A 25,564-nucleotide genomic window follows, 5' to 3' on the forward strand; every position below is an offset into this window, starting at 1 on the left:
AGAAATAGCCGCTGCGGTGTGAATATATCTAACAGGAGTTTTTTTTCTCAATGCTTTTTATACTTCTGGCCGCTTTCTATTCGGTTGTATCTTTGTCCTTTTGAGCCATTAGATCAGTAATTGCAGTTGCATATTCAGTTGTCCCTTGCTGATATGCCATATTTCCAACCTTACGGCTGTCTAGTGGGCTAATACCTCTTAACGTCTACGAGAATAATTTCCCTGGGTTTTGGGTTCTTCTACAAGGTAGGCCATACCGTAGTCTCCTGGTTGTAAGAAAACACGCCATTATTTTTTAGGGGACAACTCCTAGTTAAGTGACATACCGTTGAGTCTTAGCCATAAAATGCCATGTGTCACGAAACATGAACGCCAAAAATAGAGATCTAACCTATTTTTTCCAGTACCCTCTAGATGCTCGCTCTGGGATTACCAGATTCCAAACAGATTTACTGCCTATAGATTCGTAAAACTCGGCGGCCCCGATCTCTTTAGTGGACGGCTGAAACCAATGAGGTTGAGGCACTTTTTTAGAATTCCATTAGAAACTGCCATAGCAATTGCTGTTTCACAGCACTCAACGTCGGTCAAGCCTTTGAAGGGGCCCTCCTTATATAAAATAAGTTTTTTCCGAGCCACTATATTGAGCAATTACAGACGTAACTGCCTTTCTATCACCATTATTTATTTTCAAAGTAAGCCCTGACTTTCCTAGCAAGGCTTTTAAATCGCACTCATTATTAGTAACCCACTTTTTAAGAGCCATATCATTAATAATGTTATCTCTGAAATTTATGAGTATAGTCACAAGATCATCTTCAAAATTCATTTTATCCTCAACTTTGTAATGGGATAACCTAGCTATCGTCCCAACTTTTAGTTTCTCCTAGAAATTGATTAACTCCACCTTCACCGACTGCTGGGTAAAAATCGCTCGTAGGCTCCCATCCAACGCTTAATGCCCCCAAAAAGGGCGAGATACCGTTAGTTTTATTAATTCATTGACTGGAATTTTGACTAGAGCTTCTGATATGTTTTTTACCTTTTGGCTTTCGGATTTTGACTTGCGAGAGAACGCCATCTTCTCCGACGGATGACTCTTTTGCTGCCTCTAAAATCTGATCGCAAACCTCTTGGGGGAAAGTTATTTTGTGCCTGATACTCTGCCAACATTTGCTGTAAGCGTTTTTCACAGAGGAAACCTGTTGAGTCAATCCACTAGATGGAGTTGATTGAATATCGGTAAACATATAATCCACCTCGTGAAAGGTGGATTATTTACTGAATTGCTAACTAAAGGATTTATCGAGTGATCTTCCCTGCTTTTACATCTTCTAACCAATGTCCTTCGACGAGATAAGGAGGAAGCCAACTGGTTTCAATAGATAGACGGTTGCCTTTGTCATACCACATACATGCCATACCAAGCAGAGGGAAAGATATGAAGGTTTCTATAGAAATTAAGCCCTCTGGCTTATCGAGCCTCATTTGGTATTGCTCTTGGAACTGTAGGTTCTTAATGAGTACTTCTTCAAAGTCATAACCGATGTCAGTTGTCAGGGCCGCAAAAGTTTCCAAAATACCCATGGCGATTTCTAATGCCCAATCATCACCCTGAGAAACTGCCGCGTCCATCGCGGCCACCAGTTTATCAGGGTAGTCCGACGTGCGGTTATGGAACGACTGAATGACATCTACTAGCATATAAGACAGCTCACCCGCTTTGGTAGAGCTCTGTCTCATCAAAGAAACCGGAAAGTTCGCCAATACATCCATGCTAGGTTTATCACGCACAATCACCGAAGTAAAATAAGCATCAAGCCACATTGAAGGACAAATAAAGCCTGTTTTAAAAATACCTTCACCATCCCATGTCACTTCTGGATAGCCGAGTATCTGGATACTTAATTCTTCATTGGGATTCATAGCAAGTTGATGATAACAGGCTCCCATTAAAGAAGTTTCGTAAAGACGTAATGTACAAATTTGTTCGTCTTCATGCGTAGTTTGAAACCAGGTATACCAGCGAGCCTGGTCGATGGCAAAATCACCAAGACTAACCAAGTTTTCTCGCCTGACCTTAAGACCTTCTTTTCTGTTATCTAAAACCCGGTTTATAAAATTTTTTTTACTCACAATGGCTTGTGTGTCAAGTTCAGGATTTGCTTTGCGCTCTACAATCTTGATCGATTCTTTACTTTGCATTTTGACTTAATCCTTTTGAATCAATTTTAAACTCTACTACTTCTACTACTACGTCTGAGCGCTTCAAGCTATTCGAGTAAAAGGGCTTAGGTATCTTTAAAAAGGACACATAATGCCAAGTATAACGCAACAAAACGTCAGAAATGATGACCTAGCTCCCTTTAAAGCTTAGCGAATTATATTTCCGGCTTTTACATCCTCTAACCAACACCCTTCGACGAGATAGGGAGGAAGCCAACCAGTTTCGACAGATAAACGGTTGCCTTTGTCGTACCACATACAAGCCATGCCAAGCAGTGGGAAGTTAATAAAAGTGCGGATGCCTATCCTATCTGATCCTAATTCTCGAAGATGATATTTTTCTTGGAATTGTAAGTTTTTGACTAGCACTTCCTCAAAGTCATAACCAATGTTAGTAGTGAGCGCTGCGAAGGTTTCTAGGATCCCCATCGCAATTTCCGACGCCCAGTTATCCCCTTGAGTTACCGCTGCGTCCATTGCTGCAACCAGCTTATCAGGATAACCCGATGTGCGATTGTGGAACGACTGAATGACGTCTACTAGCATATAAGACAGCTCACCCGCTTTGGTAGAGCTCTGTCTCATCAAAGAAATCGGAAAGTTCGCCAATACGTCCAAGCTAGGTTTATCACGAACGATGACAGAGGTAAAATACGCATCTAGCCACATTGAAGGACAAATGAAACCTGTTTTTAAAATACCTTCGCCTTTCCAAGTTATTTCAGGATGATCAGGTACCTTAACCGTCAAAGGGCTTTCAGGTTTTTGAGCTAGTCGATGATAGCTAGCTTGCATTATCGAGGCTTCAAATAGACGCAGCGTTCCTATTCGGTCATTTAGTTCAGACACTGGAAACAAAGTATATAACCTAACTTGCTCCCAAACCCCGTCTGTTAGATATATCAAGTTTTCGCGCTTTATTGTGATACGATGTTTTCTTTTCTCTAAGTTTTTTTCTATTTGTTTTGTATAGTAATTAAGTTCCTCAGTATTCAACTCGTAGGCTGCTTTTCTATTTATCTTTTTCATACTAACTTTACTTCCCTTAACCTAATTCTTCGAGGCTAATATCAAACTCTTTTACATTCACTTTAGATACGCCATCTGAAGCATCAATTTCTGTTGTACCAGCTTTTTGTTCAGACATTAATTTAACGATTTCCGCCGCATATTTGCTTGTCCCTTGCTGATATGCTTCATTGCCAATTTTACGACTGCCGAGCGGCCTGCTGCCACCCTTAGCCTCGACGATGATGATTTCTTCAGTATCATCTGAGAGGTACACCATATTGAAATAACCTGGTTTCGATCCCTAAGTTGCAAGGTCTTTGGGATGGCTCAACTTAGCATTAGGGCGTATATTCCGAATAAAGTCATCCGCGACCAACTCACCAATTTTTGCAGACTGCTGGTTAATATTACCAATTTGAGCGTGATATCCCTCTTTGCTAGCTCGAGCGTCCATTGCCTCTTGACGCTCTTTCAAGCATTCATCAATTTTTGCTTTGTTTCTTTCTGTTAGCTCATAATCACTCGTATTGAGTTCAGACTTTTTTATACTATGCCAGTATTGGCTGCCCCAAACCTGTTGGGTCAATCCACTGGATATGGTGGACTGCATATTGGTAATGCCACCAATGATGGAGCGTTCAACAAACAACAAGCTCCCCACCTCAAACGTAAAAGCCACCCCATGAGAGATGGCTTGTATATTGATTTGCTAAAGGAGTTTATCGAATGATCTTCCCTGCTTTTACATCTTCTAGCCAACGTCCTTCGACGAGATAAGCTGGAAGCCAACCAGTTTCAACTGACAAACGGTTGCCTTTGTCGTACCACATACAGGCCATGCCAAGAAGAGGGAAAGATATGAAAGTTTCTATAGAAATCAAGTCCTCTGGCTTATCGAGCCTCATTTGGTATTTCTCTTGGAAATGTAGGTTTTTAACGAGCACTTCCTCAAAATCATAACCAATATTAGTAGTGAGCGCTGCGAAGGTTTCTAGGACCCCCATCGCAATTTCCAACGCCCAGTTATCCCCTTGAGCTACCGCTGCGTCCATTGCTGCAACCAGCTTATCAGGATAATCCGATGTGCGATTGTGGAACGACTGAATGACGTCTACTAGCATATAAGACAGCTCACCCGCTTTGGTAGAGCTCTGTCTCATCAAAGAAATCGGAAAGTTCGCCAATACGTCTAAACTTAGCCTGTCACGCACAACTGTCGATATGAAATACATATCAATCCATCTATTAGGATTTATGCACCCCGTTTTTAAAATACCTTCCCCGTCCCACTTTACTTCAGGATAGTCGAGAATCTTTATAGTTAATTCACCATTGGGATTCCTAGCAAGTCGATGATAACAAGCGCCCATTAGAGAAGTTTCGTAAAGACGTAATGTACAAATTTGTTCGTCTTCATGCGAGGTTTGAAACCAGGTATACCAGCGAACCTGGTCAATGGCGAAATCACCAAGACTGACCAGGTTTTCCCGCCGGATTTTAAGGCCTTCTTTTCTTTTATCTAATATTTTATTGATAAATTCTTTCTCAGAAGAAACCCCACTTTCACTCAACTCAGGGTTTGCTTTGCGTTCTACAACTTTACTTTGCATTTTAAATTAGCCCTTTAGAATTAATTTTAAACTCTGCCACTTTTAGTTTTACATCCGATGCATCCCCGTTCTCTTGAATGCTTGCTTGAGTATGTATATATCGAATAGGTATGCCGGATAAAGCTGCATCTTGGATTTGTCTTGCTGTTATTTTTCAGTCGTCCCTTCCTTTTTTCAGACATTAGGTTGGTGATTTCTGCAGTGTATTCGATATGCCATATTTCCAATTTTTCTGCTACCCAGCGGGCTGCTACCCCCTTTAGCCTCAACAATGATAATTTCACCTGGTGGAGACTCTTCCACATCGTAAACCATATCAAAGTCGCCCGGCTTCGAAATTGAGGTTCCAATATCTTTGGGATAAAGCAGCTTAGCATTAGGACGCTTACTCCGGACAACGTCATTTGCGGCCAACTCACCAATTTCTGCAGATTGCCGATTAATCTTGGCGATTTGAAAGTTATTATACTGAATTGCTAACTAAAGGAGTTTATCTAGTGATCTTCCCTGCTTTTACATCTTCTAGCCAACGCCCCTCGACGAGATAAGGAGGAAGCCAACCGGTTTTAATAGATAAACGGTTGCCTTTGTCGTACCACATACAGGCCATGCCAAGAAGAGGGAAGGATATGAAAGTTTCTATAGAAATCAAGTCCTCTGGCTTATCAAGCCTCATTTGGTATTTCTCTTGGAACTGTAGGTTTTTAACGAGCATTTCCTCAAAGTCATAACCAATGTCGGTAGTGAGCGCCGCGAAGGTTTCTAGGATCCCCATCGCAATTTCCAACGCCCAGTTATCCCCTTGGGCTACCGCTGCGTCCATTGCCTCTTGACGCTCTTTCAAGCATTCATCAATTTTTGCTTTGTTTCTTTCTGTTAGCTCATAATCACTCGTATTGAGTTCAGACTTTTTTATACTATGTCAGCATTGGCTGCCCCAAACCTGTTGGGTCAACCCACTGGATATGGTGGACTGCATATTGGTAATGCCACCCCATGAGAGATGGCTTATATATTGATTTGCTAAAGGAGTTTATCGAATGATCTTCCCTGCTTTTACATCTTCTAACCAACGTCCTTCGATGAGATAGTGAGGAAGCCAACCAGTTTCAACAGATAGACGGTTGCCTTTGTCGTACCACATGCAAGCCATGCCAAGCAGAGGGAAATTAATAAACGTGCGGATCCCTATTCTATCTGGTCCTAATTCTCGAAGATGATATTTCTCTTGAAACTGTAGGTTTTTAACGAGCACTTCCTCAAAATCATAACCAATGTTAGTAGTGAGCGCTGCGAAGGTTTCTAGGATCCCCATCGCAATTTCCAACGCCCAGTTATCCCCTTGAGCTACCGCTGCGTCCATTGCTGCAACCAGCTTATCAGGATAATCCGGTGTGCGGTTGTGGAACGACTGAATGACGTCTACTAGCATATAAGACAGCTCACCCGCTTTGGTAGAGCTCTGCCTCATCAAAGAAATTGGAAAGTTCGCCAATATGTCCATACTTGGCCTGTCACGCACAATTGTCGATATGAAATACATATCAAGCCATCTATTAAGATTTATGCACCCCGTTTTTAAAATGCCTTCCCCGTCCCACTTTACTTCAGGATAGTCGAGAATCTTGATAGTTAATTCATCATTGGGATTCATAGCAAGTCGATGATAACAAGCGCCCATTAGAGAAGTTTCGTAAAGACGTAATGTACAAATTTGTTCGTCTTCATGCGAGGTTTGAAACCAGGTATACCAGCGAACCTGGTCAATGGCGAAATCACCAAGACTGACCAGGTTTTCCCGCCTGAATTTAAGACCCTCTTTTCGCTGATCTAGTATCTTATTGATAAATTCTTTCTCAGAAGAAACTCCACTTTCACTCAACTCAGGGTTTGCTTTGCGTTCTACAACTTTACTTTGCATTTTAACTTAGTCCTTTGGAATCAATTTTAAATTCTGACACTTCTACTTTTACATCTGAGACATTCCCACCTTCAGGGATGTTTGCTTGAGTATGTATATATCGAATAGGTATACCGAACGAAGCTGCATGTTGAATTTTTCTTGCTGTTATTTTTTCAGTCGTCCCTTCCTTTTTTTCAGACATTAGGTTGGTGATTTCTGCAGTGTATTCCGTTGTCCCTTGCTGATATGCCATATTTCCAATTTTTCTACTACCCAAAGGACTGCTCCCCCCTTTGGCCTCAACAATGATAATTTCACCTGGTGGTGGCTCTTCCACCTCGTAAACCATATCAAAGTCGCCCGGCTTCGAAATTGAGGTTCCAATATCTTTGGGATGAAGCAGCTTAGCATTAGGACGTTTACTCCGGACAAAGTCATCCGCGGCTAACTCACCAATTTTTGCAGACTGTTGGTTAATATTGCCAATTTGAGCGTTATATCCCTCTTCGCCAGTTCGAGCGTCCATTGCCTCTTGACGCTCTTTCAAGCATTCATCAATTTTTGCTTTGTTTTTTTCTGTTAGCTCATAATCACTCATATTGAGTTCTGAGTTTTCTTTATACTCTGCTTTATTCAGCACAAGATCTTCAGTGAAGATCGTGCAACCTTCTTCCTCGCCAACTTTCTCTGAGTCAAAAACATGCGCATTTACAAATTCCTCAATCCCAACAACATACTGCACTTCGTGTCTGCTGCCATCTGAATGATTGATATGACGATAAAAAGTAATCTCGTTTCTCTCACAATGAATATGGTCTAAATCGTATTCATATCGAATATTGTTTTTACCTTTGGGTTTTCGGATTTTGACTTGCGAACGAACGCCATCTTCTCCGACAGATGACTCTTTTGCTGCTTCTAAAATCTGATCGCAAACCTCTTGGGGAACGTTGTTTTGCGCCTGATACTCAGCCAGCATTTTCTGCAAGCGTTTTAGCCCTTCTTCACAAAGAAAACCTGTTGGGTCAATCCACTGGATGGGGTTGATTGAATATCGGTAAACATATAAGCCACCTCGTGAAAGGTGGCTTATATACTGAATTTCTATATAAATGATAATTTATCGTGTGATCTTCCCTACTTTTACATCTTCTAGCCAACGCCCTTCAACGAGATAAGGAGGAAGCCAACCGGTTTCAACAGATAAACAGTTACCTTTGTCGTACCACATACAAGCCATGCCAAGCAGAGGGAAAGAGATGAAGGTTTCGATTGAAATCAATTTTTTAGGAGCATCCAAGCGCATTTGATATTGCTCCTGGAACTGCAGGTTCTTAATGAGTACCTCTTCAAAGTCATAATCAATATCGGTTGTCAGGGCGGCAAAGGTTTCTAAAATGCCCATGGCGATTTCTAATGCCCAGTCATCACCCTGAGCAACTGCAGCGTCCATTGCTGCGACTAGCTTATCGGGGTAATCCGATGTGCGGTTGTGGAATGACTGAATCACATCCACCAGCATGTAAGAAAGCTCACCAGCCTTCGTAGAACTTTGTTTCATCAGAGAAATCGGAAAGCTCGCCAATACGTCCATACTTGGCCTGTCACGCACGATCACCGAAGTGAAATAAGCATCAAGCCATCGGTTAGGGTGTAAACACCCCGTTTTTAAAATACCTTCACCTTTCCAGGTTACTTCCGGGTATCCAGGTAATTGAATACTTTGAGGCTCGTCAGGTCTCATGGCGAGCTGATGATAAAATGCACGCATTAATGATGCTTCATATAGACATAGTGTGCCGGTTCTCTCATCATCATTTAATGGAGGTAGCCATGTATACAGGCGAATTTGCTCAGACACATCATCACTCAAATAAACCAAGTTTTCTCTTTTTATCGCAATGCGCCTTTTTCGTTTATCTAAGTTCTCTTTTACTTCTTCTCTGTAAGCATCTATTGCCGCTTGAGTTAGACTAATATGAGCCAATCGCTCAATCTTTTTTAATTCCTTGGCATCAAACATTTCCAAATTCTCCCATGTCTATATCAAATTCTTTCGCTTTAATTTTCGAGACTTTACCATCTGAAGATATTTCTGCTTGTGTATGAATATAACGAATCGGAATATCATCTTTGATAGCGGATTTGATGTGATTTGCAGCAATCTTTTCCGTTGTACCTTGTTCTTGCTTAGACATCTCACCAATAATTGCTGCTGTATATTCAGTTGTCCCTTGCTGATATGCCATATTTCCAATTTTACGACTGCCGAGCGGGCTGCTGCCACCCTTAGCCTCGACGATGATGATTTCTTCAGGATCATCTGAGAGGTACACCATATCGAAATCACCTGGTTTCGATCCCGAAGTTGCAAGGTCTTTGGGATGGATCAACTTAGCATTAGGGCGTATATTCCGAACAAAGTCATCCGCGACCAACTCACCAATTTTTGCTGACTGCTGGTTAATTTTAGCAATTTGGGCGTTATGCCCTTCTTCGCCGCTACGCGCATCCATTGCCTTTTGACGTTCTGCTAAACACTCATCAACCTTTTGTTTGTATTCTTCAGAAAGTTTGTATTTCTCATCCTCATCCTTATTATTGAATTCGAATTCTGAGTTATCCTTGTAATCCGCTTTATTCAGCACTAGGTCCTCGGTGAAGATGGTGCAGGTCTTATCGCCACCGACCTTCTCTGAATCAAACACGTGAGCATTGACAAACTCCTCAATCCCAACAACATACTGCACTTCGTGTCGGCTGCCATCTGAATGATTGATATGACGATAAAAAGTAATCTCGTTTCTTTCGCAATCAATATGGTCTAAATCGTATTCATATCGAATATGATTTTTACCTTTGGGTTTTCGGATTTTGACTTGCGAGCGAACGCCATCTTCTCCGACGGATGATTCTTTTGCTGCCTCTAAAATCTGATCGCAAACCTCTTGGGGGACATCGCTTTGCGCCTGATACTCTGCCAACATTTGACCCAAGCGTTTTAGCCCTTCTTCACAAAGGAAACCTGTTGGATCAATCCACTGGATAGGGTTGACTGCATATTGGTAATGATTAATACCACCAGCAATAGATATCGGATCTTGTTGGATAAAACGTCCTAGTTTAGGATCGTAATACCGAGCGAGGTTGTAATGTAAGTTGGTTTCTTGATCGAAGTACTGTCCTTGAAAACGCAGTGGATTTGCTACATTTTCAATATGTACATGAGCAAAGCCGTTAGCATCGTAGCTGGCACTCCATACAACATTCCCCTCGCAATCGATTAGTCGCTCTGGTTTACCAACTTGATCGCACTGGTACCAATAAATAACGTCATTTTCTAGCAGTGCCACTGGCGTGTAGGTTTCTGGTTGATATAGGTACCAACGGAAAGCACCTGAAGAGCGTTCACCAATTAAACGTTCACCTTCCCACAGGAACTCCGTAACGCCTTGTTGTGTAATTTTCTTCGTCCTGCGCCCTAATGCATCATATTCATATTGACTGATGCCATCGTCGGTGTGAACTTCAATGAGCTGATTTAACGCATCAAATACGCGAGTCTGAACATGTCCTTGCCCCTCACGTTTTGTCTGGTTTCCTTGCGCGTCATATTTGAACCGGACACCATCGTGTACTTCAATACGATCAACGAATACCTCTGAAGATGGCAAAGTAGGATTGCCAAAACTATCGTATTCAAATTTAGTCACATCTCCGGAAGCATTGACTCGTTTAAGTTGCCCTAAGGCATCGTACTGATAGTGTGTTGCTCCTGCCGTATTATCAATGATTGATGAAATACGGTTTTGCGCATTGTAAACGTACTTTTTCTCTCTATCTGGCCAATGCTGTTCAACCAAACGACCAACACCATCATAAATGATGCGCTCATTAAAATATGCCGTTTCAATTTGGGAAACTCGTCCCATTTCATCGTAATGAAATTTGATTTGAGGTAAATCTAGGTTTCCAAACCGAATCGCTGAAAAACGCCCATATCGATCATAAGAGAAGTTCAGCTCCGTATTATCTGGCAGTACCTGAGATACGCGTTGGCCAACTCTGTTAAACTCCTGCGCTATCTCAAACTGGCCTTGAATGCGCTTTGTTAAATGCCCGAATGAAGAGTATTGGTATTGCAATGTGTGATGGCGATTGGATGCGAAAGTAAGTCGCCCACCAAGCGTATAATTGAAGTGGTTCTCTACAATACTGCTACCATTTCCTGCTTTGACGTGCTTGAGATAACCCGCAGCGTCATAGCGATACAGCACCGTCCTATCGGCGACTTGCTTACGATGGATCCGCCCCATATCGTCATAATCAAATTGGCTTTGTAGATTATCAAACCCGACAGTTCCTGACAGCTGGCCTTCATCGTCATACAGGAATTCGAACTCTAAGCCGTCACTCCGAACTAATTTAGTCAGGTTACGTTGTTGATCGTATTCGTAAGAAATATGGCTGCCATCGGGAAAGATGACTGCTTCTTGTTGCGCGAGTGCTCCCCATTGATATGAGGTAATGCCTGCTGGCGTTCGAATCTGAGCAACACGGCTGTGCTCATCGTAAGAATATTCTTCGCTATAACCGACTTTGTCTTCGTCGTTAAAATAACGAACTGATGTACGCCTGCCAAATTGATCATAAGCGAGTTGAGCAATACACCCATCGGGATAAGCAACGCCATTCACTAAATCTTCTTCATTGTAGCTATAACGAAGTAATGTACCGTCTATTTCATTCGCGATAAGTCTTTGTTGTTCATCCCACCACCACTGACTTTTCTTACCATCTTCAGACTCTTTTTTGACGACTTGCCCGTGTTTATCGTAATCATATTCCGTGACACAGCCAAACTGGTCGGTATCCCAAACTCTTTGACCGAGGCTATTGTAGTAAGCCTTCTCGATATCCCCATCTGGCGAAACCGTTTTAACTAACTTACCTAAGCCGTCATAACCATATTGAATTTCTTTGCCAGAGGAATGAAACTTAGAAACTAATTGACCATGCTGATTATATTGATAATTGACCGTTGACTGATCAGGATAGATAGCTTGCGCTTTTCGCCCTAATTCATCATATTGCCATCGCCAAGTTTTACCTGTGGGGCTTATTTTCTCGAGTAAGTTACCCTGCTCGTCATGCAAGAAAGACCATTGATGATCTAACGAGTCAGAATAAGAAGAGTGATTTCCTTGATAATGGAAGCGATAGTCATAAATTCCTGCGTCCCCAACGTTTCTGATGCATTTCGCTTTTGCACCTTCGCCATCCCATTCAAAATAATGAGTAAAGCCAGTTGGTCGTACACGTTTAACAATTAAATGCCCGCGGTATTGATACTGTTCCTTTAAGCCTAAATGATTAGTTGCACTGACCAAATCATCGTGCTCATCATAGGTATAAGTTGTCAGAACTTTTTGGGACTTTGCATTTAGCAGTTCTACAAGGCGTCCTTGCTTATCATATTGACATTCAAGAACCGGACGCTTGTTGTATGCAATCTCGATCAATCGATGGTTTCGAGAATACTGCAGTTGAAACGTTGAAAACGTGCCATTTCTGACTTGTTTAACAACCCAACGATCATCTTTCTGTTCAAATCGATATTGATGCCCATTCGCGAGCGTTACAATCCGAGTTGTTGAGCTCAGGAAATAACAGCTCGCACCAGCGTATATTTGATAACTTGTTGCTCCAATATCTACTGGCTCAAATTCTGTGATATCGGCCTTATCGTCAACAAACTCCCAAGCGATAACATTGTCTTTCTCGTTCGTCTTTTCGCGTAATTCAAACTGAAATGCATGTCGCCAACCAAAGCCCATTCCATGATTTACATCCGACTGCGAAGAGCGGTAAGTACGCTGCCAAGTAGTACCTTGTTGTAGCTCGATATCATAGAGTTCGAGAATTTCTTCACCCGTCACAAGTGATACAGGATCACCGGCTTTCTCATGTTTTTCGCTGCTTTGTTGCTGAGGCTTGGCGGATGCGGCACTTCTGCCACTCTTTTTATTCGACTTCCCCTTTCCCTTCGATGGTTTTGCATTGACGGTATTTTGAGTCGGTGGAGGCGTAACCGCTGACGAGAGTGCGTAGTTTTCGCCGGTAGGTACAATTCGAGCGACATGCAAATCACCGTTCACCAAAGCATTGGCAAACGTTGAATTATAGTGTTGGGAAGTAAGCTCACCGTCAGGTATGTTTGGCTTGAATTGACCAATCGCATAGAACAAGTCCTCGACAGAGCGAAGGTCAAGCTCACCAAAGCTCTCAAGAAACTCTATTGCCTCTTGTTTGGTCACGAATGTTTTAGGTTCGCCGCTAGTAAGTAACTGACCAGAGAAGTGATAACTTTCGCCAAAGCGATTCGTGATAGGAATGACGAATTGAGGGATCATAGCCGTAACGTGTTTGTCCTTTTCTTACCTTGCCGCATCATTTAATGCTCGTTTCGCTCTTTTTATTTGTGAGAGCAAGATGCCTTAATCAAACATCCTCCGATAGAGATTCCTCTGTATGCGTAGACTGAATGTATTGATGGCAATTTTCACGTATGCAACTCTTTGAATTTCTGAGCGCAGCGTACTTTAACGGGACGATGAATCCTGAGTAAATGAACAATAGCGTGAGTGAGACTAATGTCTCATCGTGACGCGATTTTTTTACATGTTTCTTACTTAACTATGATTTTCTGCCCAGTTACGTAAATTCACTCAATAAGTTGCATCAAGTATCACCACTGCGACTAAGTGCTTCATATTTGAGACAAAACAGCAACAAAAAAACCGCCTATTACGGCGGTTTTGCTTAAAGAATACTGATTAAAGGTTTGGACCTGTCGATGGTCTGTGTGGTTGGTTATTGAGCAGTTGCTGCATCCCTTGAAACATTCGCATAAACCACACCAAGATGGCTAATGCAGCAAACAGCATACCAATCCAAGGGATAAAGTACGCAACAGAGTCTAGCAACGTACTATGCATCCAGTAGTCACTCACACCAATCAATACACCGTTTGATGTTGCTACCGTAACGATAAGTACAACAAAGAACGTTAGGTATAGGAAGAAAGTACGAATCAAGCCGTAGTAATGTGAGTTCACTACGTCGCTGTCTTCGCCTTTATCCAAACGGTACCCAGCGTAAATGATTGCGACAACGCCTGAGATCAAGAACGTAAACGGGGTCAAACAACTCAGGATGTACGCAACCCAAATCCCGTTACGAGGTTTGTTCATTCGTCTTCGCTCCTTTTACTTCCGTTTGTGCTGTGTCTGTTTCGCCCATCGCCTCTTTGGATTTCACTTCTTCATACCAAAGATCGTGGTGCTCTTTCGCCCATGTCTCATCAACTTCACCGGTAACCATGCCTTCTAGTGCACCTTCCATACCGAATAGACCGATGTAGATGTGGAAGATAAAGCCACAGATTAGAATCAGTGCCGAAATCGCGTGAACAAGGTTAGACAATTCCATATCGCGACGAGTTTGGCCGAAAATTGGGAAATCCAGAATTAAGCCACTCACTGCAGCGATAGCACCGAAGAAGATCAACAACCAGTAGATCGCCTTTTCACCACCGTTCGAGAAACCAGCCGATGGGTGCGTACCTTTATGTTTACCAACCATGCCGCCCATTTTCATGAACCAACGGATGTCTGTCATGTTAGGGATAGATTTGCGCCACCATTTCAGCAGAACAAACATCAGCAAGATGAAGAACAGCGGACCCATGTAGTTATGGTACTGCTTCGCCAACATGACGATGAAGCCCCAGAACTCAGTGGGTACGTACGGTTTTAAGAAGTGCTTACCGTAAACCAGCATCAAACCACTGAATGCCAACGTTAAGAAGGTAAACGCCATGCTCCAGTGTAGTGCACGGTCTAGTCGAGACCAGCGTTTCATCTTCTTGCCAGTACGTGGCTTGCTTAGCATCAGAGGGCCAACGAATACGTAAGCCATGATAACCATTGCGATACTGCCGAAAATCGCGACAGCACCCGCAGGAGACATCCATTTCTCTTTAAGAATGTACCAAGTCTCACCCGGAGTACTGATCAGCACACCGTGTTCTGCTGATTTCGACGTGGTATAGCCTTCTTGCCCCTCTTTGACCTGACGCCAGAAGTCTGCACCTGCAAGTTGTGTCATCTCCTGTTGTACCACTGGAGAAGTGTCTTCTTGCGCAGACGCTGGCATCGCGAAGGTCAGCAGTAATGCTGTCATCATTGACAGCATTACAAGAGACGCACGTTTAAGAGTATTTAACATGTGTCTCTCCTACTTAGCTTTTGGTTGCGTCGTAAGAAAGATCGTTACCGTCTGTCCAACCTGCGTTTTTCGCACCGCGCTCAACCACACGTTGACGGAAGATGTCAGAAACTTTCTCTGCATCACCCGCTAGCAGTGCTTTTGTTGAACATAGTGACGCACACATAGGTAGCTTACCTTCAGCAATACGGTTCGCACCGTACTTCTCACGCTCTTCTAGAGAACCTGGTTCTGTGTTTGGACCACCTGCACAGAAAGTACATTTGTCCATTTTGCCACGTTCACCGAATGACGCTTGTTTCGGGAACTGAGGCGCACCGAATGGACAAGCAAACAGACAGTAACCACAACCGATACAAAGATCTTTGTTGTGAAGAACGATGCCGTCTTCTGTGTGCTCGAAACAGTCAGCTGGACAAACTGCCATACAAGGCGCATCTGTACAGTGCATACAAGCAACAGAGATTGAGTTTTCACCTGGTTCACCGTCGTTCAGTGTTACCACGCGACGACGTTGAATACCCCACTCAAGCGCATCATCGTTTTCGTTCTTACATGCAGTGACACAGCCGTTACACTCGATACAGCGTTTGGTGTCACATAGGAATTTCATTCGTGCCATTGTCAGACTCCTTACGCTTTACGAATGTTACATAGGGTTACTTTAGTTTCCTGCATCAAAGTAACAGGGTCGTAACCGTAAGTGGTTGCCGTGTTGGCTGCTTCACCAACAACGTAAGGCTGTGTACCTTCTGGGTATTTAGGACGTAGGTCTTCACCTTCGAACTTACCGCCAAAGTGGAACGGAATGAACGCCAAACCAGGTTTCACACGACGCGTTACCATTGCTTTCACCTTGATTCGTCCCTTCTCTGCACCTTCAACCCAAACATCATCACCATCTCTGAAGCCAAGATCGTTCGCGTCTTTCGGGTTCACTTCAACAAACATTTCTTGTTGAAGCTCGGCAAGCCAAGGGTTTGAACGCGTCTCTTCACCACCACCTTCGTATTCAACCAGACGGCCAGAAGTCAGAACGATTGGGTACTCGCCCGATTTGTCTTGTTCTTGAATGGATTTATACAACGTAGGTACACGGAAGATGGCATCTTTGTCTTCCCAAGTTGGGTAATCCGTTACAAGGTCACGACGTGGTGTGTAAAGTGGTTCACGATGCAGTGGCACACGGTCTGGGAACGTCCAAACAATCGCACGCGCTTTCGCGTTACCAAATGGAATACAACCGTGCTTTATCGCGACACGCTGAATACCGCCAGAAAGGTCAGTCTTCCAGTTTTTACCCTCTGCTGCCACTTTCTCTTCAGCAGTTAGATCGTCCCACCAACCAAGTTGTTTCAATAACTTGTCAGTGAACTCTGGGTAACCGTCTTTGATCTCACAGCCTTTCGAGTAACTGTCTTCAGCAAGTAGGCTCTTGCCTTCAAATTCCACACCAAAGCGCGTACGGAAGTTACCGCCACCTTCTGCAACCGTCTTAGACGTATCGTACAGAATGTGCGTGCCTGGGTGTTTCATTTCTGGTGTACCCCAACATGGCCAAGGTAGACCGTAGGTTTCACCGTTGACAGGGCCACCTTCCGCTTCCAATGTGGTTTTGTGGAACGTATGCCAGTTTTGTTGGTGCGCTTTCAAACGCTCTGGGCTTTGGCCTGTGTAACCAATCGTCCACATGCCTTTGTTGAATTCACGCGTTAGGTCTTCAATCACCGGCTGGTTGTTTTCAACACGGATGTTTTTGAACAGAAGATCGGAATAGCCCAGTTTCTTCGAAAGCAAGTACATGATTTCATGGTCAGGTTTTGATTCGAACAAAGGTTCAATCACCTGATCACGCCATTGTAGAGAGCGGTTAGAAGCGGTAACACTGCCGTATGTTTCAAACTGCGTTGTTGCAGGAAGCAGGTAAACGCCGTCGGTACGGTCGTTCATTACCGCAGCAACAGTTGGGTATGGGTCCACAATCACCATCATGTCCAACTTCTGCATCGCTTTTTTCATCTCAACACCACGTGTTTGAGAGTTCACTGCGTGACCCCAGTAGAACATTGCACGGATGTTTTCGCGTTGACGAATGTTGTCTTTGTTTTCCAGTACGCCATCCACCCAACGAGATACAGGAATACCTGCACTGTTCATTGGTTTTTGACCACCGTAAGCATTGTCATCGAAACGACCTTTAATCCATTCGTAATCGATTTCCCACACTTTTGACCAGTGACGCCAAGCACCTTCAGAAAGGCCGTAGTAGCCCGGTAGCGTGTCAGAAAGTACGCCTAGGTCGGTCGCGCCTTGTACGTTATCGTGACCACGGAAGATGTTTGCGCCGCCGCCTGATTTACCAATGTTACCAAGCGCTAGCTCAAGCACACAGTAAGCACGTGTGTTGTTGTTACCAGTAGTATGCTGAGTACCACCCATACACCAAACAATACAGCCTGGGCGATTTTCAGAAAGCAGTTTTGCTGTTTGGTAAACGTCTTCTTCGCTTACGCCTGTTACACGCTCAACTTCTGCTGGCGTCCACTTCGCTACTTCAGCACGGATTTCATCCATACCGAATACACGTTGACGGATGAACTCTTTATCTTCCCATTGGTTTTCGAAGATTTGCCACAACACACCCCAAATGAATGCTACGTCAGAACCAGGACGAAGTGAGACATAGTGATCCGATTTTGCTGCCGTACGTGTACGACGAGGATCCGCTACGACGATCTTACAGTTGTTCTTCTCTTTCGCGATCAGAATGTGCTGCATCGCTACTGGGTGTGCTTCAGCTGGGTTTGAACCAATGAACAGCATCGACTTACAGTTGTGCATGTCATTGAAAGAGTTGGTCATCGCACCGTAACCCCAAGTGTTCGCTACACCCGCCACGGTTGTTGAGTGACAAATACGCGCTTGGTGGTCAACGTTGTTAGTGCCCCAAAGTGATGCCATTTTGCGGAACAAGTACGCTTGTTCGTTGCTGTGCTTTGCGCTTCCCAAGAAGTAAACCGAATCAGGGCCAGACTCTTTGCGGATGTCCATCACCTTGTTACCGATTTCTTCGATCGCTTGATCCCAAGAAAGCTTTTTCCACTTACCGTTTTCAAGCTTCATTGGGTATTTAAGACGGCGCTCACCGTGGCCATGTTCACGCAGTGCTGCGCCTTTTGCACAGTGTCCACCGGCGTTAAATGGGTGGTCGAATGCAGGCTCTTGACCAGTCCAAACACCATTTTGAACTTCTGCGTAAATACCACAACCCACTGAACAGTGAGAACAGATAGTACGTTTTACTTCTGTTTTCGCTTCTGGATCGACTGATTTTGCTTGCGCCTTTTTCATCATTCCCGGTGCGAATAGACTAGCACCAACCACTGCGCCACCAGCGGCAAGCGAAGTGTTTTTCATGAATGCACGACGAGATACGCCAAGCTGGTTCGTTTCTTTGCTCACACTGTCGGAGCGTTTGACAAGTTTCATCCGTTATCTCCTAAAGTGTGTCGTAGTAATCGCGAATGTGTTGAGTTTCACGATACCCTTTTTTCTTCACGTCTTTTTCAGAAGGCTCAACCGTTTCTGAAGCAACGGCCACTTTCGTGGTTCCCGCAACAACAGCACCAGCAACGGCAGCGGTTGTGAAGCCTTTTAGGAGATCCCTACGGCTTGTGTTTATTTCTTTATTATCTTTCATCATTGCTTCCTTACCTTACGGTAGATCTTTGGAGACTCATGCCTCTCTATCGATATGACCAAGTACTGCTCGATTACTCGTAATCAGTGACGTTTTTCACATCAATTTTTAATTTGCTCTTACTGCTTTTGGTGTTCACGCTAAAGCGCACTTGCTCTAACGTTAAAAATGCATCGCAAAGCTGCGCAGCTGGCTTGTAGAAGTTCACGCTTTCTGCGTTCTCTAGTTGGCGCGTAAAAGATTGGAACCAAGGCGCGATGTGTTTGTTAAACACCGCTTGTTGAAGTTCTTCCTCTTCACCCGTCAGCATTGCCATCACTTCGCACAGTGCAGAAATATGGTCTTCAGGCTCTTTCACGTTCTCTTCCCGTTCGATGCCTAAAAGTTCCAAATCGCGACGAATTTCCGCTAACGGTTTTTCCATCATCGAGCCCGTACGATGCCAAGACCCGAATGGCACAACTTCACCACGTCCAATGCCAATAAACAGATCTTGATATTCTTCTTCTAACGCTTCTCGTTGCGCTTCGTTCGAGGCTTGTTGCAGTGCGAGCCAAGCTTTTTGCATCGCGCTCTCAGACGGTTCAATTTCTAGCGATTTCAGGAACGCCAGCATTTCATCACTTGGCGCACTACGAAAAAGTGTGGATAGAACGAGATAAATGTCTGTTCTCAGTGTTTGTTCTTGTTGTGTATCCACTGCGAGCTCCTAGTATTTCAATTGATTCATTGGATCAGCAGCCATCGACTCAAACATGTCGATCACACGACAGTCCTCACACATGGCGATACGATTAATGGCGGCTTCATCAGAGAAATGAGAATGACCACGAAGCTTGTTTTGCAGCATGTCGATCATCGATTGCGGAGCAAAAGGCTTGTGACAACGAATGCACTCGGCTGCCTTTTCTTCATGAATCACAACCGCTTTCTGGCGTTCTTCTTTCACCCAGTTCATACGAGGAGTAAGCGTCAGCACTTTCTCTGGACACGCTTTCTCGCACAGCCCACATTGAATGCAGTCTTGCTCGACGAATTTAAGCGACGGAGATTGGCCGTCCGTATGCAATGCACGTGTTGGACACACCGCCACACAGCTCATGCACAACGTACAATCTTTGCTTTCACAAGAAACAGTGCCGTAAGGTGCGTTCGCTGGAAGCTCAACAATGTTCTCAACTGGAATACGTGATGCTGACAACGCATCCAACGCCGTAAATAGACGCTGACGTTTGTTGCCTTGCAAGTCTCCTAATGCCAAATCAAAAGACTCGGTACAAAGTGTCGGAGCACCTTCACGTAGTGACTCTAGATACAGAATGTCGATGGTTTCTTTGGCGATACCAAGCTGACCGAGCAGCTCTTGAGCAATACCTACTTCGCTATTAAGCACACGAATAATGGTTTGAGGCATAAAACGTGAAGCCGCAAACAGCACCTGAGTAGCACCATTCACAAGCGCGGCGAACCAAGTATCAATACCAACCGAAGGCAGTTCTTCCACCACAATTGGAATCACATTATCTGGCAGTGCTTTTAGTGCCATCACGTTGTAGCTCTCGTGGCGAGAACTACAAATCAATACGATAGGATCTAAACCACCCGCTTGCTCATAGTTGGCGAGCGTACGTTCAATAAACTTTTGCGTATCTTCAGGGTTTGGCAGTGCGTAATGAATCGCTTCTGTCGGACACGCTGTAGCACAAGTACCCACGCCTTGACATAGGTATGGGTTGATCTCGATGCGATGGCCCGTTTTGTCGCTGCCTTCACTCGATAGTGCCCCTGCCGGACAAGCATCCACACACCGTTCGCAACCTTTTACGCCACGAGAGCTGTGTGCACATAAATCGGTATCTAAACGGAAGAATTTCGGTTTATCGAACGTCCCCATTAAGGTTGGAATCTCTTCCAACGCTTCAGCCAGTTTCGGATAGCCACGACCTACTGGGTAGTAGCCCGGTACTGGGACTTCTTCCGACATGCAGCTGTTAAGGCAAAGATCGAGTACGATATCGAAACAATCGCTATTGATCGCGACCTTGGCAAGATTGTTGGTCGAACCATGATTTTCAATCAGAACTTCAAACGTACCTAAGAACCCTGAAACCTGAACCGAATTGGCGTAATAAAGCTCGGGATTTGTGCCCTTTTCGCCATCGGTAGAAAGCAGCGTTAGGCTGTTCATTTGCGACAATTGCGCTGCCGCACTTTCGATGATTGCTGTTGGGCCCACAATCAAAGTATTACCACCGCTTTCATAGCTTACGGTTGGTGGAATAAGATTGGTCAACTCTACGGTATTTTCGAAAGCGTACAGCCTCGCTTTACCGTTATTGGAAGTTGCTTGTTCTAATAATTGTTTCAGCATTGCTCAATTCCATTTATGAACATGGATAGTCTTTTCCATCTCTTAGTGTAGTTAGCGCCGGAGATTCTGCTGATTAACTTATCAATGAGCATTCTTATTCCGCCATCTATAGGCGATGAATACTACGCAGTGCGTCCGTACTAACTTCAACCAGATTGGTATTGAGCAACAGATAGCAAGTGTCATGCCAATAAAATATCAACTAAAAATCAATAGGTTATCACTTTTACTGACAAATAGTAGGGATAAAAAAACCGGTTGAGACATTTTGTCTCAGCCGGCTCATTGAGTGTTTAGTCAAAATGTACCTATTCTTTGTGTGGTATATTTTGTCTCACCTCGTTAGGCTGTGATTCTTCAGCAAAAGTATCACTTTCGCCAGGAACTGTATTTATATACAGTTCATTTTCATATTGAGTAATTTGGCCACTTTTGTCGGTGTTTGACTCTGCGTCTTCAACTACCCCAGATGCGATATCGTTAACGTTAAGCTCAGACCCTTGCGCAGTTTCAGCGTCTGGTTCGTCTTCCACTTTGTCTTTAACCCAATCACGCAGCGTCTCAGCGACGTCTTGAGAAAGTGACTTTAAGTTACTGTAATCATCATCGTAATCGTCTAGGCCGTCACGCACGTTAAATTCTTCGGACAAGAACATTTTGCGCAGCGCAGCTTTCTTGACGCTTTCTGAGGCTTCAGAAACCAGCAGTTGCGCCACAGACATTTCTTCGGTTTTTTCAGTCTCTACACTCGCGGTAATGTCTGGAGCCTGACTATCCTCATTGACGTTCAAAGCATCTGAGCTTTCGTCAGCGTTTGAAAGCGCTGTGACACTATCTTCGGATTGCGCCGTCTCTGCTATCGGCGTGATCTCTTCATCATGTTGGGAAGATTCTTCTAGTTTACGTTTCGACCAACGGCTTAAAAAACTAGTTGCCATTTGCTCTGCCTGCTCCTTTGCGTTTCTTGCGTCTTACTTCTAACAACTCACCGTGACGACCAATAAAGGCTTCCATCCAAGCCTGAACGGCTAACGGCATATCGTTAGATAGTACAAGGTTATCACCATCCATATATTGCGCCGCAACAGATTGTGAAGCCGTCAGTAACTGTATCGCTGGTTTTTCACCAGACTCGACGTTATCCATCACTAAAAAGAGTTTAGGTTGCTGAGAGCTTAAGTTAAAACGGTAGTCTGTACGCTCGTCTTTATGTAATTGCAACGGACAAACATCTGGAGTCTCTTCCGTCGGATTCAGCGCAAATCCTGTCAACTGCCATTGGGTTGTCACCCAAATCCCTGTACTGATCTCGTGCTCAACAAGCTCTACGCCGATTGGCCATGTATCCTTAGTCTTTTCGTAATTTTTTTCGAAATCTTTCTTATCCGACATAACTCACCCAGTCTTTCTATTTTTGGTCTGAAAACACACAGGACATTTTGCCCCCGTTTTCGACCATTTTTATTGTCTTCGAAGCAATAAACGCGCCAAGCTGATATAACTTAGTCTATATACTCCCTCAGGCTATAAGTACCAAACTAGACGAAACTCAAATGTATTGATGTGTCATTACTGCGAACTCGCAGTTTTAATGCATTGTTGACATAAAACCTCGCAATTTCTGTGGGAACCGCTATTTTGGAATGAGATTTGCTAGCCACTTAAAAAGCTAAAATGCGTAGCAACCTAACGCTCTTAATCACTAGGACACGACTGTGCTGAAACCAAATATTATTAAAACCAGTGAAAATCCCCTGCAAACCATTGAAGTCGATGTGTACGACGAGTACGGCGAAAAGCTCACGAAGCAAATCGCTTGCGAGCGTCCTCTTACGGTCATGCTGAACTGGAAAGAAGTGGTCACGCTCATGACGCTAGGTTCGCGTCCAGAAGCACTAGTACTGGGTTATTTAAAAAACCAAAGCTTCCTGTCCGATCCAGCCGCGATTGAATCCGTTATTATTGACTGGGAAACGCATTCCGCAGCGGTGATTACTAAAGAAAACACTGAGCACTTAGAAGGCGCCCTGAAAAAGAAAACCGTCACCTCAGGTTGTGGCCAAGGCACTATGTATGGCAACGTGATGAAGCAGCTTGAAAATTATCAAGTGCCTCAAGTTCCTCTTAAGCAGTCAGAAATTTATTCTGCGCTGGAAGCGTTAACCCATTACAACGACACCTACAAAAAAGCGGGCGCAGTACACGGCTGTGCGGTTTGCAAAGGTAATGAGGTGTTATCATTTGTGGAAGATGTCGGCCGTCACAACGCAGTGGATACACTTGCAGGTGAGATGTGGCTCAAAGAAGAAACAGGTGAAGATAAAATTTTCTACACAACTGGTCGCCTTACATCAGAGATGGTGATTAAAGTGGCTCAAATGGGCATTCCTGTTCTGCTTTCTCGCTCTGGCGTTACTCAAATGGGGTTAGATCTAGCGAAGCAATTTGGTATTACAACCATTGCGCGTGCGAAAGGTTTGCGCTTCCAAGTGTTTACAGGAGCCGACAAGGTTGAATTTGATGTAAAAGGCAACCAATAACACCTTTTCAGTGTAAACTAAAACCAATAATGCGGATTCACAGAGGATGTGGACTATGAATAATGACCAATTGTGGAATTTTCTGCTTACGCCCAGCGGTATCATGCTTTCTATGATTATTACCTTTGGCGTGGTCGGGCTCTATGCGTATATAACAGGTCAGTTTAAGGATTAAGGCCAAATATCAAAAAAGCCTCGCTAAATAGCGAGGCTTTTGCTTTTTAAACGCTTTGCGAGTAATTACGCGTCAACACCACGAGATTTTAGGAACTCAGAGTAAGTGCCTTTAAAGTCTGTGATTTTACCATCGCGGATTTCGATAATACGCGTTGCTAGTGAGTCTACGAATACACGGTCGTGAGATACGAAGAACAACGTGCCTTTGTATTGCTCAAGCGCAGTGTTCAAAGATTCAATTGATTCCATGTCCATGTGGTTGGTTGGTTCGTCCATTAGCAGCATGTTTGGCTTGTGCATCATTAGCTTACCAAGCAGCATACGACCTTGCTCACCACCAGACAGTACTTTTACTGACTTCTTAATGTCATCTTGACCAAACAGCATACGACCAAGGAAACCACGAACGACTTGCTCGTCATCACCTTCTTGACGCCATTGACCCATCCAATCCGTTAGATTCATATCTTCTGCAAAGTCATGCGCGTGGTCTTGCGCGTAGTAACCGATGTTTGCATTTTCAGACCATTTGAACTCACCAGCACGCGGTTCAAGTACACCAGCAAGCGTGTTTAGAAGTGTTGTTTTACCCACACCATTTTCACCGATGATAGCAACGCGCTCTCCCACTTCAAAAATTGCATTGAAGTCTGAGAACAAGTCCTCTTCAAAACCTTGGCTCAGGTTTTCTACAATCAGAGCGTTACGGAACAGCTCTTTAGACTGTTCAAAACGAATGAATGGGTTTTGACGGCTAGACGCTTTCACTTCGTCCAGTTTGATCTTGTCAATTTGCTTCGCACGAGATGTCGCTTGTTTTGCTTTCGAGGCGTTTGCAGAGAAACGCGCAACGAAAGTTTGTAGCTCAGCGATTTGTGCTTTCTTCTTCGCGTTGTCGTTTAGTAGACGTTCGCGAGCTTGAGAAGCCGCCGTCATGTACTCGTCGTAGTTACCAGGGTAAACGCGTAGCTCACCGTAGTCCAAGTCAGCCATGTGTGTACATACTGAGTTTAGGAAGTGACGGTCGTGCGAAATGATGATCATTGTGCAGTTACGCGCGTTTAGCGTATCTTCCAACCAACGGATTGTGTCCATGTCCAAGTTGTTGGTAGGTTCGTCAAGAAGCATCACATCTGGGTCTGCGAATAGAACCTGCGCTAGAAGCACACGAAGTTTCCAGCCTGGTGCTACTTCACTCATTAGACCGAAGTGTTGCTCCATTGGGATACCTACAGCAAGAAGAAGCTCGCCCGCTTTGGCTTCTGCCATGTAGCCGTCCATTTCAGCAAACTGAACTTCTAAGTCAGCCACTTTCATGCCGTCTTCTTCGCTCATTTCAGCAAGTGAGTAGATGCGGTCACGCTCTTTCTTCACTTCCCATAGCTCTTTATGACCCATGATAACGGTATCGATTACAGTAAATTCTTCGTAAGCGAACTGGTCCTGGTTCAGTTTTGCAACGCGCTCGTTTGGATCGTAGCTTACGTTACCACTGGTTTGCTCAAGCTCGCCGCTGAGGATCTTCATAAAGGTTGATTTACCACAACCGTTAGCTCCAATTAAGCCATAGCGATTGCCTTCGCCGAACTTAACTGAAATGTTTTCGAATAGCGGCTTAGCGCCGAATTGTTGAGTAATATTCGCTGTGGAGATCAAAACCTTTACCTTAGCAATTGGGGTGTATTTAGAAAAACCGGGCAACGGTACTTGTTCATGCTACATACTGCAAGTGTTGTT

The 25,564-nt window shown here is 44.1% G+C and carries 19 protein-coding genes and 4 pseudogenes; 1 reads left to right on the forward strand and 22 read right to left on the reverse strand.

Annotated features, from left to right (window positions below):
- Positions 1-610 precede the first annotated feature (610 nt).
- From R7E47_RS17415 to R7E47_RS17510, 21 genes and pseudogenes are all read right to left on the reverse strand, one after another.
- Complete coding sequence (locus tag R7E47_RS17415) at positions 611-829, reverse strand: hypothetical protein (RefSeq protein ID WP_033905291.1); 219 nt, start codon at positions 827-829, stop codon at positions 611-613.
- Positions 830-1,025: 196 nt separating this feature from the next.
- Positions 1,026-1,239 (reverse strand): annotated as a pseudogene (locus R7E47_RS17420) (hypothetical protein); the annotation flags it as partial.
- A gap of 63 nt (positions 1,240-1,302) precedes the next feature.
- On the reverse strand, positions 1,303-2,205 hold the full coding sequence (locus tag R7E47_RS17425; RefSeq protein WP_033905290.1) for an immunity 49 family protein: 903 nt from the start codon (positions 2,203-2,205) through the stop codon (positions 1,303-1,305).
- 168 nt (positions 2,206-2,373) lie between these two features.
- A complete protein-coding gene (locus tag R7E47_RS17430) occupies positions 2,374-3,255 on the reverse strand; it encodes an immunity 49 family protein (RefSeq protein ID WP_033905287.1) in 882 nt (293 codons plus the stop codon).
- Positions 3,256-3,322: 67 nt separating this feature from the next.
- Positions 3,323-3,781: pseudogene (locus R7E47_RS17435) on the reverse strand (type IV secretion protein Rhs); the annotation flags it as partial.
- A 175-nt stretch (positions 3,782-3,956) separates the two neighbouring features.
- Entirely contained in the window at positions 3,957-4,847 is an 891-nt protein-coding gene (locus R7E47_RS17440) for an immunity 49 family protein (protein WP_033905285.1), read from the reverse strand.
- 1 nt (position 4,848) lies between these two features.
- Positions 4,849-5,309: pseudogene (locus R7E47_RS25515) on the reverse strand (type IV secretion protein Rhs); the annotation flags it as partial.
- Positions 5,310-5,337: 28 nt separating this feature from the next.
- Positions 5,338-5,703, reverse strand: coding sequence for an immunity 49 family protein (locus R7E47_RS17445; RefSeq protein WP_318084848.1), 366 nt, complete (start codon positions 5,701-5,703; stop codon positions 5,338-5,340).
- A gap of 177 nt (positions 5,704-5,880) precedes the next feature.
- Positions 5,881-6,768 carry an immunity 49 family protein gene (locus tag R7E47_RS17450; RefSeq protein WP_318084747.1) on the reverse strand — a complete coding sequence of 296 codons (888 nt, stop codon included), beginning with the start codon at positions 6,766-6,768 and terminating at the stop codon, positions 5,881-5,883.
- 1 nt (position 6,769) lies between these two features.
- Positions 6,770-7,804 (reverse strand): annotated as a pseudogene (locus R7E47_RS17455) (type IV secretion protein Rhs); the annotation flags it as partial.
- A gap of 66 nt (positions 7,805-7,870) precedes the next feature.
- The gene (locus R7E47_RS17460; RefSeq protein ID WP_053350543.1) at positions 7,871-8,773 is read right to left on the reverse strand and encodes an immunity 49 family protein; all 903 of its coding nucleotides are present in this window, start codon (positions 8,771-8,773) and stop codon (positions 7,871-7,873) included.
- Entirely contained in the window at positions 8,766-13,163 is a 4,398-nt protein-coding gene (locus R7E47_RS17465; RefSeq protein ID WP_318084750.1) for an RHS repeat-associated core domain-containing protein, read from the reverse strand. Before R7E47_RS17465 ends, R7E47_RS17460 begins: the two co-directional genes overlap by 8 nt.
- 423 nt (positions 13,164-13,586) lie before the next feature.
- Positions 13,587-14,003 (reverse strand): hypothetical protein, encoded by a 417-nt coding sequence (locus R7E47_RS17470; RefSeq protein WP_318084752.1) that lies wholly within the window; start codon positions 14,001-14,003, stop codon positions 13,587-13,589.
- Positions 13,987-15,039 carry a formate dehydrogenase subunit gamma gene (locus R7E47_RS17475; RefSeq protein ID WP_050917979.1) on the reverse strand — a complete coding sequence of 351 codons (1,053 nt, stop codon included), beginning with the start codon at positions 15,037-15,039 and terminating at the stop codon, positions 13,987-13,989. Before R7E47_RS17475 ends, R7E47_RS17470 begins: the two co-directional genes overlap by 17 nt.
- 13 nt (positions 15,040-15,052) lie before the next feature.
- Complete coding sequence (fdh3B, locus tag R7E47_RS17480; RefSeq protein ID WP_005427693.1) at positions 15,053-15,661, reverse strand: formate dehydrogenase FDH3 subunit beta; 609 nt, start codon at positions 15,659-15,661, stop codon at positions 15,053-15,055.
- Between the two features lie 11 nt (positions 15,662-15,672).
- The gene (locus R7E47_RS17485) at positions 15,673-18,528 is read right to left on the reverse strand and encodes a formate dehydrogenase subunit alpha (protein WP_318084788.1); all 2,856 of its coding nucleotides are present in this window, start codon (positions 18,526-18,528) and stop codon (positions 15,673-15,675) included.
- A 10-nt stretch (positions 18,529-18,538) separates the two neighbouring features.
- A complete protein-coding gene (locus tag R7E47_RS17490) occupies positions 18,539-18,739 on the reverse strand; it encodes a twin-arginine translocation signal domain-containing protein (protein ID WP_005396171.1) in 201 nt (66 codons plus the stop codon).
- Between the two features lie 73 nt (positions 18,740-18,812).
- A complete protein-coding gene (locus R7E47_RS17495; RefSeq protein ID WP_031816374.1) occupies positions 18,813-19,439 on the reverse strand; it encodes a molecular chaperone in 627 nt (208 codons plus the stop codon).
- 9 nt (positions 19,440-19,448) lie between these two features.
- Positions 19,449-21,110: a 4Fe-4S dicluster domain-containing protein gene (locus R7E47_RS17500; protein ID WP_318084791.1), complete on the reverse strand. Its 1,662-nt coding sequence runs from the start codon at positions 21,108-21,110 to the stop codon at positions 19,449-19,451.
- Positions 21,111-21,418: 308 nt separating this feature from the next.
- Positions 21,419-22,048, reverse strand: a complete 630-nt coding sequence (locus R7E47_RS17505) for a DUF3306 domain-containing protein (protein ID WP_053307092.1) — start codon at positions 22,046-22,048, stop codon at positions 21,419-21,421.
- Positions 22,038-22,502: a DUF3305 domain-containing protein gene (locus tag R7E47_RS17510; protein ID WP_262645518.1), complete on the reverse strand. Its 465-nt coding sequence runs from the start codon at positions 22,500-22,502 to the stop codon at positions 22,038-22,040. Before R7E47_RS17510 ends, R7E47_RS17505 begins: the two co-directional genes overlap by 11 nt.
- Before the next feature lie 323 nt (positions 22,503-22,825).
- Between R7E47_RS17510 and R7E47_RS17515 the strand changes: the two genes are divergently transcribed.
- Complete coding sequence (locus tag R7E47_RS17515) at positions 22,826-23,650, forward strand: formate dehydrogenase accessory sulfurtransferase FdhD (RefSeq protein ID WP_017820681.1); 825 nt, start codon at positions 22,826-22,828, stop codon at positions 23,648-23,650.
- Positions 23,651-23,890: 240 nt separating this feature from the next.
- Here the strand turns inward: R7E47_RS17515 and R7E47_RS17520 are convergent, their stop codons facing one another.
- The gene (locus R7E47_RS17520; protein ID WP_025766654.1) at positions 23,891-25,483 is read right to left on the reverse strand and encodes an ABC-F family ATPase; all 1,593 of its coding nucleotides are present in this window, start codon (positions 25,481-25,483) and stop codon (positions 23,891-23,893) included.
- Positions 25,484-25,564 lie beyond the last annotated feature (81 nt).

Origin of the sequence: Vibrio sp. Vb1026 (assembly GCF_033338745.1) — a bacterium.
GTDB lineage: Bacteria > Pseudomonadota > Gammaproteobacteria > Enterobacterales > Vibrionaceae > Vibrio > Vibrio alginolyticus.